The sequence below is a fragment of the Cupriavidus sp. GW822-FHT02D05 genome (assembly GCF_058802485.1).
Map to the genome: position 1 here is coordinate 393,485 of NZ_JBXAOE010000001.1, position 13,692 is coordinate 407,176.

A 13,692-nucleotide genomic window follows, 5' to 3' on the forward strand; every position below is an offset into this window, starting at 1 on the left:
CACTGTGCGGCGCCAGCTTCGTTTCGACCAAGCGCTATGCTTGACACTACCCGCCGTGCCTATCGAGGTGCCTCATGACGCCCTATGAAGAGAAGCCCTGGCTCTCCAGCTACAACGCCGGCCAGCCGCACACCATCACCCCGCAATTTACCGACGCATTGTCCATTTTCCGGGCCGCCGCGGACCGCGCGCCGGCCAGTCCGGCAATCCACTACTTTGACGCCACGCTCAGCTATGCCGAGGTGGATGCGCTCTCAGACGCGCTGGCGGTAGCGCTATCATCGCGCGGCTGCACGCGCGGCGAGCGGGTTGCGCTGTACCTGCAGAACGTGCCGCAGTTCGTCATCGGGCTGGTTGCCGCGTGGAAGCTCGGCGCCATCGCGGTGCCGGTCAACCCGATGAACCGCGCACGCGAACTGCGCCTGGTGCTGGCCGACTCCGGCGCGAAAGTCCTGATCTGCCACGAATCGCTCTATGCCGATGTGGTGAGCGGGCTGTTCGACGCCGAGCGGCGCGGCCAGGGCGACGCTGCCGCGCCCCTTGCGCTGCCTGCGGTGATCACCACGTCCGAGCTGGACTTCCAGACGCGCGCCGATCCGCGCCTGTTTGCCGCGACTCGGCGCCAGCCCGCCGAGGGCGTGCCCGATCTGCTGGCGCTGGTGCAAGAGTACCTGGGCCAGCGCCCAGCGCCGGTCAAGCTCGCGGCAGACGATATCGCGATGCTGGTGTACACCTCCGGCACCACCGGCGTGCCCAAGGGCGCGATGAACACCCATGGCAATGTTGCTTTCAATGCGCAGGTGTACCGCGACTGGATCGGCTTGGCGCAGGGCGGCCCGATACTGGGCGTGGCGCCGCTGTTCCATATCACCGGACTGGTGGGCCACGTGGCCGCGGCGTTCATCTGCGCCGCGCCGCTGGTGCTGGCCTGCCGTTTCGAGCCGGGCGTGGTTCTGGAGGCCATCCGCGACCGGCGGGTCGAGTTCACCATTGGCTCGATCACGGTCTTCATCGCGCTGATGAACCATCCCGAGGCGACGCGCGCGCATTTCGCCACGCTGCGCAAGATCTACTCGGGCGGCGCACCGATCCCGCCGAGCGTGGTGGAGCAGTTCCGCGCCAAGTTTGGGCACTATATCCACAACGGCTACGGCCTGACCGAGACCAACTCGCCCACCCACGTGGTGCCGCTGGGCCGGGAGGCGCCGGTGGACCCGGCCTCCGGCACGCTGGCGATCGGCGTTCCCGCCTTCAACGTTGACTCCTTCATCGGCGACGATGCGGGCGCGCCAGTGCCGGTGGGTGAGGTCGGCGAGATCATTTCGCGCGGGCCGATGATCGTGCCGGGCTACTGGAACAAGCCGGAAGAGACGGCAAAGGCCATGGCGGGCGGCTATTTCCACACCGGCGATGTTGGATTCATGGACGCGCAAGGCTGGTTCTACCTCGTCGACCGCAAGAAGGACATGATCGTCGCCGCCGGCTACAAGGTCTGGCCGCGCGAGGTGGAAGACGTCTTGTATACGCATCCCGCGGTGCGCGAGGCGGCCGTGGTGGGCATCCCGGACGCCTATCGCGGCGAGACAGTGAAGGCCGTGGTCAGCCTGAAACCGCAGGCCAGCGTCACGCCGGAAGCGCTGCTGGCCTGGTGCAAGGAGCGCATGGCAGCCTATAAATACCCGCGCGTGGTGGAGATCATCGACGAGTTGCCGAAGACGGTCACGGGCAAGATCCTGCGGCGAGAGCTGCGCGGCTGAGGGGGCCGTGCGCGCAAGAAAGCGGCTGAAATCGTCGGCGCGCGCGCGGCATCCGGCGTGGCAAAAAAGACAAAATCACGCGTTTACCCCTTGTATATAGAGTCCGTGGACGCATCCACTGCTGCGTCCGCGCGACACAACGGCAGGCCGCGCGAGACAAAACCTCAAAAAACCCCGGGGAAAACCCCGGTTTTTACACTCGCACACACGAAAACCCCTTGACGTTGCGTTGTTTCCGCTATGATTCAGTCGATGCCGCACGCCGATAGTCGATCGACGAAGCGCCGAGCGACATCGGATGCCACATCCCGTGCGACATCATTCTGTTCAACTCATATTTATCGATATGGCGACCAAAGCGAATCCGACCGCGAAGACTGCAACCAAGACCGCTGCCAAGAAGGCACCGGCAACCAAAGCCGCTCCCGTAAAGGCTGCTGCCAAGAAGGCCGCGCCGGCCAAGAAGGCTGCTCCGGCTACCGCGGTGACCCCGCGCCCGCTGAAGGACACCTTCAACAAGTCGAGCCTGGTCGCTCACCTGGTAGCACAGACCCAGCTGGACGCCAAGGCCGTGAAGACGGTGCTGGCCCATCTGGAAAACACCATCGTCAGCGCGCTGCACAAGAAGGGCGCCGGCGAATTCACGCTGCCCGGCCTGATGAAGGTCACGGCTCAGCAAGTACCGGCCAAGAAGAAGCGCTTCGGCAAGGACCCGTTCTCCGGTGAAGAGCGTTGGTTCCCGGCCAAGCCGGCCAGCGTCAAGGTCAAGGTACGCCCGCTGAAGAAGCTGAAAGACGCAGCTGCCGCCTGATAGGGGCCCTGTTTCCAGCTTGAAAAGGAGCCGCTAGCCGGCTCCTTTTTTGTATCCGGCGAATGTGCAGCCGTGCCCGTAGCTCCAGCTTTTCCCGCTTTCCCCGCTGTTTTGGTCGTTTCCGTAGTTCCTCAGCCGGCCGCCAATGAAGCCGGCGCACCATTCCGGGAGATCGTCATGCCTAGCATCCAGTGCCGCCTGTGGCGGCTTGCCTTGCGCCTGGTCCGGCGCAAACAGCGTTTTTCCAGCGCGCAGGCGCTGCACGAGGAAATTCGCCGCCGCCGCAAGATCGGCCGCGCGAATCCCACGGCGCGCTTGCTGGCGCGCCATGCGGTGAGCATGGAACCTGTGGCCGGCGTCGAGGTCTACACCGTGCGCCCGCGGGGCAACGACAGCGGCAGGCAAATCCTCTATCTCCATGGCGGCGGCTACGTCTTCGATATCGTCAGCCAGCACTGGGACTTCATCGGCAAGCTGGTGGATGCGCTCGGCGCCACGGTGACCGTGCCGATCTATCCGCTGGCGCCCGAGCATACCCATCGTGAGGTCTTTGCCGGACTGCTGCCGCTCTACGACCAGTTGGTCCGCGGCAATCCACCCGCCAGCCTGACCGTCATGGGCGACTCCGCCGGCGGCGGCATGGCGCTCGCGCTGGCGCAAGTGGCCCGGGATACGGGACGCGCGCTGCCTGGCCGCCTGGTCTTGCTGTCGCCGTTCCTGGACGCCACTGGCAGCAACCCGGCCATCGATGTGCTCGAACCACTTGATCCGATGTTGTCGAAGCTCGGCGGCATCGAGTGCGGGCGCGTCTATGCCGGCGGCGATCCCGTCACGCTTGCACAGGTCAGCCCCATCTACGGCAGCCTGCGCGGCTTGCCTCCGGTCACGCTTTTCATCGGCACCCACGACGTCCTGTTGCCGGACTGCCGCGCTTATCGCGCGCTTGCGCAGGAACAGGGCTTGCCGCTGCGCTATTACGAATACGAGGGCATGTTCCACGTGTGGATGCTGTTGCCAATGCCGGAATCCAATGCCGCCTTCGCGCAGATCGTCGCCGCGGTGCAGGCCGATGAAGCCCCGCAGCGGCAGCCGGAGGCGCGCGCCGGGCAGGGCGCTGCAACCGGGTATCAGCCGATGTAACAAGGAACGGCGATAATCGCGGGGTTGCCGGCCAGGTGCCGGCCCAAAGTAGTTAGGAGTCCCCATGCTTTCTCGTCGTTACGGCGCGGTCTGGCTGACCGCGCTCGCTTTGCTGGTTCTTGCGGCACTTGCCGCCGGTCACCGGCTGTCTCCCGCATGGCTGGCTGTGCCCGTTGTGCTTCTGCTGGTTGGCTTGCATGACATCGGCCAGTCGCGCCACTCCATTCTGCGCAACTATCCGATCTGGGGCCACCTGCGTTTCTTATTCGAGTTCATCCGCCCGGAGATCCGCCAGTATTTCATCGAGGACGACACCAACGAGATGCCGTTCTCGCGCCAGCAGCGCAGCCTGGTCTACCAGCGTGCCAAGAACGAGGTCGACAGCCGGCCCTTCGGCACCGAGATCGATGTGCGCCTGGCTGGCCACGAGTGGATCAGCCACTCGCTTGCGCCGACCCGCATCCCTTCCGCTGACTTTCGCATTACCGTGGGCGAGGGCCGCGCCCAGCCTTACTCGTTATCGATCTTCAACGTCTCGGCCATGAGCTTCGGCGCGTTGTCCGGCAATGCGATCCGCTCGCTCAACCGGGGAGCAAAGCTTGGCGGCTTTATCCACGACACTGGTGAAGGCTCGATTTCCCCTTACCACCGCGCCGAAGGCGGCGACCTGATCTGGGAGGTGGCTTCCGGTTATTTCGGCTGCCGCCGCGCGGACGGTGGCTTCGATCCCGACAAGTTCGCCGAGCAGGCGCGCTCGCCCCAGGTCAAGATGATCGAGGTCAAGCTCTCGCAAGGCGCCAAGCCGGGCCACGGCGGCGTGCTGCCGGCGGCCAAGGTGACGCCGGAGATTGCCGCCACGCGCGGCATCGGCATGGGCGAGGACTGCATCTCGCCCGCCACGCACAGCGAATTCTCCACGCCGCTGGGCCTGCTGCAGTTCGTCGACCGGCTGCGCACGCTGTCCGGCGGCAAGCCGACCGGGTTCAAGCTTTGCATCGGGCACCCGTGGGAGTTCTTCGGCATCGTCAAGGCCATGCTGGAATCCGGCATCCTGCCGGACTTCATCGTGGTGGATGGCGCCGAAGGCGGCACCGGAGCAGCACCGCTGGAGTTCGTCGACCATATCGGCGTGCCGCTGCAGGAAGGGCTGCTGCTGGTGCACAACACGCTGGTGGGCGTGAACCTGCGCGACAAGATCCGCGTTGGCGCGAGTGGCAAGATCATCACTGCCTTTGACGTGGCGCGCACGCTGGCCACCGGCGCCGACTGGTGCAACTCGGCGCGCGGCTTCATGTTTGCGCTCGGGTGCGTGCAGGCGCAGAAGTGCCATACCGACCGCTGCCCCGTGGGCGTGGCCACGCAGGATCCGGTGCGCCAGCGCGCCATCGTGGTGCCTGACAAGGCGGATCGCGTAGCCAGCTTCCACCGCCAGACGCTGCACGCGCTGCTGGAAATCCTGCAGGCCGCTGGCCTGAATCATCCGGGCGATCTCAAGCCGCACCATATCGTGCGGCGCATCTCGCCCAACGAAGTGCGGCTGATGTCCGAGCTGCTCAAGTTCCTCACGCCGGGGGACCTGATCAACGGGAATTTCCGCTATCAGTTGTACGAGAAGTACTGGCCGCTGGCGCGTTCCGACAGTTTCTCGTTGTAAAGCACTGCGCTAGCGCGCGGCTTGCGGCGCCGGCAGGCGGGCGCGCCCGTGCTGCCGGAATGCGCTGGGCGTCTGCCCAACATGCTTCGCAAAGAAGCGCGCGAAATACGCGGCGTCCGCAAAACCCAGGGTCGAGGCGATCTGCTTGATGTCGAGATCGCTATAGAGCAGGTCGCGCTGCGCCTCCACGATCAGGCGCGAATGGATCAGCTGCAGCGCGCTCCTGCTGGCAAGCTGCTGGCAGATCCGGTTGAGCTGGGTGGACGAGATGCCGAGCGTATCGGCATAGCCCGCCAGATCCTGGTGGTTCCGAAAACGTGCCTCTACCAGTTGCTGGAACTGCTGAAAATGGCGTGCGGTCCTGCCCGCCGGCTGCGCCCCGGTTGCACCCGCGCCGCAAGCGCGCCGGGCAATGCCCACCAGCAACAAGGACAGCAGCGCCGACAAGGCAGCACCGCGCCACAGCGATACTGCGTTCATCTCCGCGCGGAACAGTTCCAGCGCCCCGGCAAGCACGGTGGCGTCATCGCGCTCGCCGCCAGCCGGGTCACCGAACGGGTCATGGTAGGGCCGCTCGAACAACGGTAGCGCATCCGGCACGCCAGCCAGCAGCGTGTGCAGGTAGTGGTCGGTCATGGTAATGACGATGCCATCCACGTCCGGCGTAAACCGAAAACCATGCACGCAACGCGGCGGCACCGTTACCACCGTGCGCGCGCCCAAGGGGTACTCGCGGTCGTCGAGCAGCGCGCGGCCGCCGCCCTGGTGCACGTAGAGCACCTGGAAGAAGCGTTCGTGGCGGTGTGGCTTGATTTCCCAGTCGTTGACGCCGCTGCGCTCCGGGATCGACTCGAAATGCAGCTGTTCCAGCAGGGGCTCGTTGGAGTTGACCCCATAGAGGGAGTAGGTCGGGACGGTTTTCATGGGGCGGGGGCGGGCACCGGGGTGGCCATTGTCCCGCCGGGGGGGCGGATCTGTCCATCGGTGCTGCCGCTTGCCACGGCAGCGCACCGATGGCCACCGATGGCTATTGATCCGCCTTGGCGCCCGACTTGCGCACGATCTCAGCCCACTTCTTGCCCTCTGCCGCGGTGTAGCGCGCGAACTCTGCGGGGGAGGAACCCACCGGTTCGGCGCCCATGTCGGCGTACTGGCGCTGCACGTCGGGCTGGCGCAGTGCCTGCGCGGCGTGGGCCGCGAGTTTCTCCACGATCGGTGCTGGCGTGCCGCGCGGCGCCCACAACCCGTACCAGGTGCTGATATTGAAGCCGGGCAAGCCCGACTCCGCCACCGTCGGCACGTCCGGCAGGGCACGCGCGCGCTTGAGCGTGGTGACGGCCACGGCGCGCAGCTTGCCGGCCTTGATGAACGGCATGGCCGATGGCATGGAATCGAACATTAACTGGATCTGGCCGCCCATCAGGTCGGTCAGCGCGGGCGAGCTGCCCTTGTACGGCACGTGCTGCATCGAGACATTGGCGGCGAACTTGAACGATTCGCCCGCCAGTTGCTGGGCCGACGCGTTGCCGGCCGAGCCGAAGTTGATGCTGCCGCCCTTGGCCTTGGCATAGGCGATCAGGTCCTGCACGGTCTTGACCGGCGAATCGTTGTTGACCACCAGCACCAGCGGCACATCGGCCAGTTGCGTGACAGGCACAAAGTCACGGAAGGCGTCGTAGCGCATCTTTGGATAGATGCTCGGGTTGATCACATGCAGCGAGGCATTGGCCAGGATGGTGTAGCCATCGGGCGCAGCCTTGGCGACCATTTCCGCGCCGATCATCCCGCTGGCGCCTGGCTTGTTGTCGATCACCACCGTCTGGCCAAGCGTGTCGCCCATCTTGACGGCGACCACGCGCGCCAGCAGGTCCGTGGGGCCGCCCGGCGGGTAAGGCAGCACCATGCGGATCGGGCGCTGCGGGAAATCGTCGGCGGCACGGGCCGGCGACGTGCCTAAGGCAGCAAGCGCGGTGGTTGCCAACGTTGCCAGCAGGGCAAGGCGCAACGCGGACCGGCGATGCTTGGTGTGCTGCGTACTGTGTTGCGTGTTCAGGACCCTGAATCGGCTTGGCATGCGTTAGTCTCCTTGATTTTTATTGCGACTTTGCCGATGACCTGCCTGGCTTCCAGCGCGTCCAGCGCCTCGGCCAGCCCGTTCATCGGGTACACCTTCGACACGGTCGGTCGGATCTTTCCTTCGCTAGCCCAGCCGCACAGTGTCTTCATGACGGCTTGCAATGCGTGGGCATGCTGTGCCCGCTCGTTGGCGGGCGTCCAGCCGATGTAGCGGCCTACGAAAAATCCATGCAGCGTCAGGTTCTTTACCAGCAGCAGGTTCAGTGGCGCTTGCGGGATGCGGCCGCTGGCAAAGCCGATGCTGAGAATCCGCGCGTTGGCGGCCGCCGCGCGCAGCGCCTGGTCGAACAGGTCGCCGCCTACCGGGTCCACCACCACATCGGCACCGCGCCCCCCGCTCACACGCTTGACGGCGGCGGCCAGGTCTTCCGGCGCGAGCGCATGTTGGGCGCCGCGCTGCAGGGCCTGAGCGCGTTTCGCTTCGGTGCTGGCGCAAGCAATCACCTGCGCGCCCAACTGGTGGGCGATTTCCACGGCGGCCAGGCCCACGCCGGCGCCGGCGCCAAGCACCAGCACCGTGTCGCCGGGCTGCACGGCGCAGCGCCACACCAGGCCGCAGTAGGCGGTGCCGTAGGAGAGGGGGATCGGCAGGGCTTGCAGCGCGTCGAGCGCATCGGGAATGGGGTAGACCGTGTATTCGGGCAGCGTGACTTCTTCGGCAAAGCAGCCCCAGTCGGCAATGGCAGCCACGCGGTCGCCAGGGCGCAGGCGGGTTACAGCGGCGCCGCAAGCCACCACGTGGCCGACCGCCTCGGTGCCGGGCACGAACGGCAGCGGCGGCTTGGTCTGATAGCGGCCTGCCACCATCAGGCCTGTGGCGTGGCTTACGCTTGCGTACTCCACGGCCAGCGTGACGGCGTGCGGATCCGCCAATGCCGGGCGCGGGATGCTGGCAAGGCGAACGTCTTGCGCTTTGCCGAAATGCTCGCAGAGCAGGGCCCGCATCATGCCCTGGCTCCCGCGGTGGCATTGCCCGCCAGAGGGCTGGCCTGCCTGACCACGCCCATCTCCAGCCATTGCGCGAGCTTGTCCGGGGTGACACCGTACTCACGCAGCACGGCTTCGGTGTGTTCTCCGACACGCGGCGCGGCGGTGGCCGCCCGCCGCATGCCCTTGGCGGGGATGCCGGCAAACGGCAAGGCATCCAGCCCCGCCTGCTCGATCGTCTGGAAGGTCCCCTGCGGTGCCGCTAGCGGGTGGTCGAGCACTTGCTGGTAGTTGCGCACCGGCGCATGAAGGATGTCATGCGCCTGCAGGATGCCGAGCCAGTGCGCCGTGCTTTTGCCGGCAAGCACCGCCGCCACAGCGTCCTGCAGCCAGGCCGCGTGCGCCATGCGGCTGGCGTTGTCCGCAAAGCGCGCATCTTGCGCCCAGCCAGGGCGATCCAGCGCGCGGCAGAGCCTGCCGAATTGCGCGTTGTTGAGCGCCAGCAAGGTGAGGCTGCCATCGCTGGTGGCAAAGACGCCATTCGGCGCGCTCACCGGCCCGGCGGCCACAGCGCCCTGGATGGCGTATTCGAGGATATTGTTGGCCTGCAGCGCCACGCAGGCGTCGAACAAGCTTAGCTCGACATGCGCGCCGACGCCGCTGCGAAAGCGCCTGCACAAGGCGGCGGCGGCGGCCTGCGCCGCGTACAGGCCGGTGGCCGCGTCAGCCAGCAGCATGCCGATGCGCCGCGGCGAGCCGTCCGGCATGCGATTGGTGTGCATGAGGCCGCTGTCGGCCTGCATCACGGAGTCCGAGGCCGGGTGGTCGGCATATGGACCGTCCGCGCCGTAGCCGCTGATGGACACATAGACCAGCGCCCGGTTGCGCGCGGACAGCGCGGCGTAGCCAACGCCAAGGCGCTCGGCGACCTGCGGCCGGAAGTTCTGCACCACGATATCCGCCCGCAGCGCGAGGTCGAACAACAACGCCTTGCCGGCGTCGGTGGCCGCATCGATGCAGACGCCACGCTTGCCGGCGTTGTACGCGATGGACAGCGCACTGTGCTCGCCACGCACCACGCCAACATGCCGGCCCCAGTCGCCAGCAGGCGGATCGACCTTGATGACGTCGGCGCCTTGCTGCCAGAGGATGTGCGCGCAGTAGGGGCCTGCGATGCCCTGGCTGATATCCAGGATGCGCAGGCCGGAGAAGGGCAGCTCGTCGACAGCTTCGGGTGAAGGCGGGGTATGCGAAGGTAGCGCGGATTGCAGGTCGGTCTTGGCCATCGGCAGGGATCTGGGAGTCGTCATGTCGCGTCGGATGCCCTATGCTAGGGCGTACTCCTGGCCGTGACAATCCGCCGGCCTGTGCCACCCGTGTTGACTCATGATTGACAATAATCCAAGCTTCGACCTGAACCTGATCCGGCTGTTCGTCACGCTGGTGGAATCCAAAACGCTCACGGCCGCCGCCGCGCGCGGCGGCATGACCCGCTCCAATGTCTCGCGCCGGCTCAAGGCGCTGGAGCAGCATATGGGCGCGCAACTGATGCGGCGCACCACCCGCCATGTGGAGTTGACCGAGGCCGGGCGGCTGCTGTATGCGCACGGCGTGCGCATGCTGGATGAGCTGCAAGCGGCGGGCACTTCCATCGACAGTCTCGGCCAGACCGTGCGCGGCGATGTGCGGATCCGCCTGCCCACAGGGCTCGGGCACTTGTACCTGGCGCAGGTGTTACTGGAGTTCGCCCGGCAATACCCGGCCATCTCCCTGCGCGTGCTGATCAATGACTATATCGGCGACCTGATCTCCGCCGAGGTGGATGTGGCGTTGAAGATCACCTCCCTGCCGCCGGAGGATCATGTGGCGCGCAAGATTTGCGCGGTAGGCTGGTGCCTGTGCGCATCGCCCGCATTCCTGGCGGAGCACGGGCCGGTCAGCCGCGCGGAGGATCTTGCCCACTGCGACCTGATCGCGCCAGCGTCGCTGGGTCGGCGCTTCGATCTCAAGCTGAAGCTGGCCGGCACGCCGCTGATCCTGCGGGTCGCCCCGCGCATCCAGTCCGGCGACTATCCCTTCCTGTTCGAGTCGATGATGACAGGACTCGGCGTTGCCTTGCTGCCGCGCTATGCCGTGTGGCAGCAGATCGGGCGTGGCGAAGTGGTGGAGGTGCTGCCCGAGTACGAGCCCGAAGGCGTGGGCGACAGCATTTACATGCTGACCGCGCCGAATCGGTTTCCCACGCTGGCCACCCGCACGCTGATGGACTTCATCCGCGCGCGGCTGGAGAGCCAGGCGGGGAACTGGGGCGGGCATAAGGCGGGCGCGGAGGTTGACGCCGCGTGATAGTTTGGCGGCGTTGGCGCGACGTCATTGGCGCGAGCAGCGCAAGCCTGCGCCAGCCGCGCCTGCGGCGGTTGGCTGGGCAAGCCCGTCTGGTTTACTGCGGCCCCAGCTTCTTGATCAGCGCATCTAGCATCGCCAGTTCCTGCTCGTCCAGATCCGTCAGCGGCGCGCGGACCGGGCCGGCGTCATGCCCGACCAGCTTGGCGCCGGCCTTGACGATGCTCACCGCGTAGCCTGCGCGGCGGTTGCGGATGTCCAGGTACGGCAGGAAGAACTCGTCAATCAGGCGGTTGGTGGTGGCGTGGTCGTCGGCGGCAATCGCGCGGTAGAAGTCCATCGCCGTCTTGGGGATGAAGTTGAACACGGCCGACGAATACACGGGCACGCCCAGCGCCTTGTAGGCCGCGGCATAGACTTCCGCGGTGGGCAGGCCGCCCAGGTAGGACAGGCGGTCGCCCAGCTTGCGGCGGATGCGGACCATGCCTTCGATCTCGCCCACGCCGTCCTTGAAGCCGATCAGGTTGGGGCAGCGGTCGGCCAGGCGTTCAAGCATGTCCGCGTTGATGCGGGAATTGCCGCGGTTGTACACGATCACACCGATGTGGACCGACTTGCAGACTTCTTCGATATGGTTGGCAATGCCGTCCTGGCAGGCTTCGGTCAGGTAGTGCGGCAGCAGCAGGATGCCCTTGGCGCCCAGGCGCTGGGCTTCCTTGGCGTAGGCGATGGCCATGCGGGTCGGGCCGCCGGCGCCGGCCAGGATGGGCACCTTGCCTGCGCAGGTTTCCACTGCGGTGCGGATGACATTGGCGTAGTCGTCCGGCGTCAGCGAGAAGAACTCACCGGTGCCACCGGCGGCGAACAGGGCGGTGGCGCCGTAGGGGGCCAGCCATTCCAGGCGCTCGACATAGGTCTCGGGGCGGAAGTTGCCTTGCGCGTCGAAGTCGGTCACGGGGAAGGAAAGCAGGCCTTCCGAGACGATCTGCTTGAGTTCTTGTGGTGTGGTCATGATGGCTGGTCCTGATACCCGCAAGGGCGGTGTTGGTTCAGTGGTTCTTGTGCATGACTTTCGTCAGCGCAATTTCGAGATACGTCATCGTACAACTAGAGATTTGAATACGCAAGTACTTTTGTTTTGGCAAAGGGTTTCGGCCTTCGGCTTTGCCAGCGACCGTCAATATGAAGAGACAGGGCAGGGGGAGCAGTCCAGGCGCGGAATGGAACGCGTATGGCAGAATCTCATGAATTCGCCTTGAAGGCTGGCTGAAAGCTTGGGGCGTGGCATCTTCCAGTCGGAGCACCCGGACCAACCGCGCCGCTGCAACGGCTAACGCACCCTACCCAGAGCAGTTGTCTTGGAGCTAGGGTAAACACTCAATGTTGCCGATGAAACCCGGTGCTTATAATTCAAGTTATACGATGACATATCACGTAACCGGCCAAATAGGCGAGATGGCCGAGAGCCGTATGACGTAAGACGGCCTCCCATCTCCAATCCGGTTCGTGCAGGAGACACCATGAATCTCAGCAATACCCTCAGCGTGGCCGGCGAGGCCGCCCGTCGCAGCCACGTCCGTTACTGGATCCTGCTGATGATCTTCGTGGTGACGACGGTGAACTATGCCGACCGCGCCACGCTTTCCATCACCGGCCCGGCGATGCGCTCGGAGTTCGGCTTCGATGCCGTGCAGATGGGGTTTATCTTCTCGGCCTTCAGCTGGGCCTATGTGATGGCGCAGATCCCGGGTGGCTGGTTGCTGGACCGCTTTGGCGCGCGCCGCATCTATGCCTGCAGCATTTTCCTGTGGTCGCTCTTTACCCTGCTGCAGGGCTTTATCGGCGGATTCGCCACGGTCGGCGCGGCCGTGACCACGCTGTTCGTGCTGCGTTTTGCCGTGGGCCTGGCCGAGTCGCCGGCGTTCCCGGCCAATGCCAAGGTTGTGGCCAGCTGGTTTCCCACGGCCGAGCGCGGCACGGCCTCGGCCATCTTCAATTCCGCGCAGTATTTTGCCGCGGTGCTGTTTACGCCCCTGATGGCCTGGCTGACCCACGCGCTGGGCTGGCACCACGTCTATCTGTGGATGGGCGCGCTGGGCATGGTGCTGGCTGGTCTCTGGCTCAAGGTGGTGCGCAGCCCGGCGAGCCATCCGGGCGTGAATCGCGCCGAGCTCGACTACATCAAGCAGGGCGGCGGCCTGATCGAGATGAGCGGCGACGCTGGCAAGAAGGACAAGGAAGCCTCCGGCACGCGCTGGTTCTATGTGCGCCAGCTGCTCTCCAACCGGATGCTGCTGGGCGTGTACCTGGGCCAGTACTGCATCAACGTGCTGACGTACTTCTTCCTGACGTGGTTTCCCGTGTACCTGGTGCAGGCCCGTGGCATGTCGATCCTGAAGGCGGGGTTTGTCGCATCGCTGCCGGCGATCTGCGGGTTCCTGGGCGGTGTGCTGGGCGGCGTGATTTCCGATGGGTTCCTGCGCCGCGGCTATTCGCTGACGGTGGCCCGCAAGGTGCCGATCGTCGCCGGCATGCTGCTGTCGGTCAGCATGATTGCCTGCAACTACGTGGATAGCGAGTGGCTGGTGGTGGGCTTCATGGCACTGGCCTTTTTCGGCAAGGGCATCGGCGCGCTGGGCTGGGCCGTGGTGGCGGATACGGCACCAAAGGAAGTGATTGGCCTGGCCGGCAGCATCTTTAACATGTTCGGAAATATCGCGGGCATCGTCACGCCGATCGTGATCGGATATATCCTTGGCACCACCGGTTCTTTCAATGGCGCGCTGGTCTTTGTCGGCGCCAACGCGCTGGTGACGGTGATCAGCTACCTGGTGATCGTCAAGGAAATCAAGCGCGTCGAGCTCAAGCATCCCTGAAATCCCTGAATTGAGTGGTGCCTGCTGCGCAGGTGCCGCCCCGGCGCA

General features: G+C 65.6%; 12 protein-coding genes. 7 read left to right on the plus strand and 5 right to left on the minus strand.

Annotated elements, in window-relative coordinates:
- Window positions 1-74: 74 nt before the first annotated feature.
- From AC1RQK_RS01810 to AC1RQK_RS01825, 4 genes are all read left to right on the plus strand, one after another.
- Window positions 75-1,757 (plus strand): class I adenylate-forming enzyme family protein, encoded by a 1,683-nt coding sequence (locus tag AC1RQK_RS01810; RefSeq protein ID WP_416052525.1) that lies wholly within the window; start codon window positions 75-77, stop codon window positions 1,755-1,757.
- Between the two features lie 346 nt (window positions 1,758-2,103).
- Window positions 2,104-2,568: an HU family DNA-binding protein gene (locus AC1RQK_RS01815; RefSeq protein ID WP_492370814.1), complete on the plus strand. Its 465-nt coding sequence runs from the start codon at window positions 2,104-2,106 to the stop codon at window positions 2,566-2,568.
- 177 nt (window positions 2,569-2,745) lie between these two features.
- Complete coding sequence (locus AC1RQK_RS01820) at window positions 2,746-3,708, plus strand: alpha/beta hydrolase fold domain-containing protein (RefSeq protein ID WP_492370813.1); 963 nt, start codon at window positions 2,746-2,748, stop codon at window positions 3,706-3,708.
- Window positions 3,709-3,772: 64 nt separating this feature from the next.
- Window positions 3,773-5,362: an FMN-binding glutamate synthase family protein gene (locus AC1RQK_RS01825; RefSeq protein WP_492807329.1), complete on the plus strand. Its 1,590-nt coding sequence runs from the start codon at window positions 3,773-3,775 to the stop codon at window positions 5,360-5,362.
- A gap of 9 nt (window positions 5,363-5,371) precedes the next feature.
- Here AC1RQK_RS01825 and AC1RQK_RS01830 read toward each other — a convergent pair whose 3' ends face one another.
- The 4 genes from AC1RQK_RS01830 to AC1RQK_RS01845 form a co-directional block, all read right to left on the minus strand.
- The gene (locus tag AC1RQK_RS01830; RefSeq protein ID WP_492807331.1) at window positions 5,372-6,286 is read right to left on the minus strand and encodes a helix-turn-helix domain-containing protein; all 915 of its coding nucleotides are present in this window, start codon (window positions 6,284-6,286) and stop codon (window positions 5,372-5,374) included.
- 103 nt (window positions 6,287-6,389) lie between these two features.
- Window positions 6,390-7,436 (minus strand): tripartite tricarboxylate transporter substrate binding protein, encoded by a 1,047-nt coding sequence (locus tag AC1RQK_RS01835; protein ID WP_477132411.1) that lies wholly within the window; start codon window positions 7,434-7,436, stop codon window positions 6,390-6,392.
- A complete protein-coding gene (locus AC1RQK_RS01840; protein WP_492374267.1) occupies window positions 7,412-8,443 on the minus strand; it encodes an NADPH:quinone oxidoreductase family protein in 1,032 nt (343 codons plus the stop codon). The genes AC1RQK_RS01835 and AC1RQK_RS01840 overlap by 25 nt, the downstream gene beginning before the upstream one ends.
- A complete protein-coding gene (locus AC1RQK_RS01845) occupies window positions 8,443-9,711 on the minus strand; it encodes a CaiB/BaiF CoA transferase family protein (protein ID WP_492807490.1) in 1,269 nt (422 codons plus the stop codon). The genes AC1RQK_RS01840 and AC1RQK_RS01845 overlap by 1 nt, the downstream gene beginning before the upstream one ends.
- Window positions 9,712-9,811: 100 nt before the next feature.
- Between AC1RQK_RS01845 and AC1RQK_RS01850 the strand changes: the two genes are divergently transcribed.
- Window positions 9,812-10,771, plus strand: a complete 960-nt coding sequence (locus AC1RQK_RS01850) for a LysR family transcriptional regulator (RefSeq protein WP_492807334.1) — start codon at window positions 9,812-9,814, stop codon at window positions 10,769-10,771.
- Window positions 10,772-10,865: 94 nt separating this feature from the next.
- Here AC1RQK_RS01850 and kdgD read toward each other — a convergent pair whose 3' ends face one another.
- The gene (gene kdgD / locus AC1RQK_RS01855) at window positions 10,866-11,780 is read right to left on the minus strand and encodes a 5-dehydro-4-deoxyglucarate dehydratase (protein ID WP_006160033.1); all 915 of its coding nucleotides are present in this window, start codon (window positions 11,778-11,780) and stop codon (window positions 10,866-10,868) included.
- Here kdgD and AC1RQK_RS01860 point away from each other — a divergent pair.
- Together AC1RQK_RS01860 and AC1RQK_RS01865 are read left to right on the plus strand one after the other, a co-directional pair.
- Entirely contained in the window at window positions 11,779-12,027 is a 249-nt protein-coding gene (locus tag AC1RQK_RS01860) for a hypothetical protein (RefSeq protein ID WP_492807336.1), read from the plus strand. The two genes, kdgD and AC1RQK_RS01860, sit on opposite strands and share 2 nt — an antisense overlap.
- 261 nt (window positions 12,028-12,288) lie before the next feature.
- On the plus strand, window positions 12,289-13,644 hold the full coding sequence (locus AC1RQK_RS01865) for an MFS transporter (protein ID WP_492807338.1): 1,356 nt from the start codon (window positions 12,289-12,291) through the stop codon (window positions 13,642-13,644).
- Window positions 13,645-13,692 lie beyond the last annotated feature (48 nt).

What these genes read in the sequence shown, in the direction of transcription:
- AC1RQK_RS01860 (WP_492807336.1), top strand. Translation starts at nt 11,779, where the DNA reads ATGATGGCTGGTCCTGATACCCGCAAGGGCGGTGTTGGTTCAGTGGTT.
- AC1RQK_RS01865 (WP_492807338.1), top strand. Translation starts at nt 12,289, where the DNA reads ATGAATCTCAGCAATACCCTCAGCGTGGCCGGCGAGGCCGCCCGTCGC.
- AC1RQK_RS01830 (WP_492807331.1), bottom strand. Translation starts at nt 6,286, where the DNA reads ATGAAAACCGTCCCGACCTACTCCCTCTATGGGGTCAACTCCAACGAG.
- AC1RQK_RS01825 (WP_492807329.1), top strand. Translation starts at nt 3,773, where the DNA reads ATGCTTTCTCGTCGTTACGGCGCGGTCTGGCTGACCGCGCTCGCTTTG.
- AC1RQK_RS01835 (WP_477132411.1), bottom strand. Translation starts at nt 7,436, where the DNA reads ATGCCAAGCCGATTCAGGGTCCTGAACACGCAACACAGTACGCAGCAC.
- AC1RQK_RS01815 (WP_492370814.1), top strand. Translation starts at nt 2,104, where the DNA reads ATGGCGACCAAAGCGAATCCGACCGCGAAGACTGCAACCAAGACCGCT.
- AC1RQK_RS01850 (WP_492807334.1), top strand. Translation starts at nt 9,812, where the DNA reads ATGATTGACAATAATCCAAGCTTCGACCTGAACCTGATCCGGCTGTTC.
- AC1RQK_RS01845 (WP_492807490.1), bottom strand. Translation starts at nt 9,711, where the DNA reads ATGGCCAAGACCGACCTGCAATCCGCGCTACCTTCGCATACCCCGCCT.
- kdgD (WP_006160033.1), bottom strand. Translation starts at nt 11,780, where the DNA reads ATGACCACACCACAAGAACTCAAGCAGATCGTCTCGGAAGGCCTGCTT.
- AC1RQK_RS01840 (WP_492374267.1), bottom strand. Translation starts at nt 8,443, where the DNA reads ATGCGGGCCCTGCTCTGCGAGCATTTCGGCAAAGCGCAAGACGTTCGC.
- AC1RQK_RS01810 (WP_416052525.1), top strand. Translation starts at nt 75, where the DNA reads ATGACGCCCTATGAAGAGAAGCCCTGGCTCTCCAGCTACAACGCCGGC.
- AC1RQK_RS01820 (WP_492370813.1), top strand. Translation starts at nt 2,746, where the DNA reads ATGCCTAGCATCCAGTGCCGCCTGTGGCGGCTTGCCTTGCGCCTGGTC.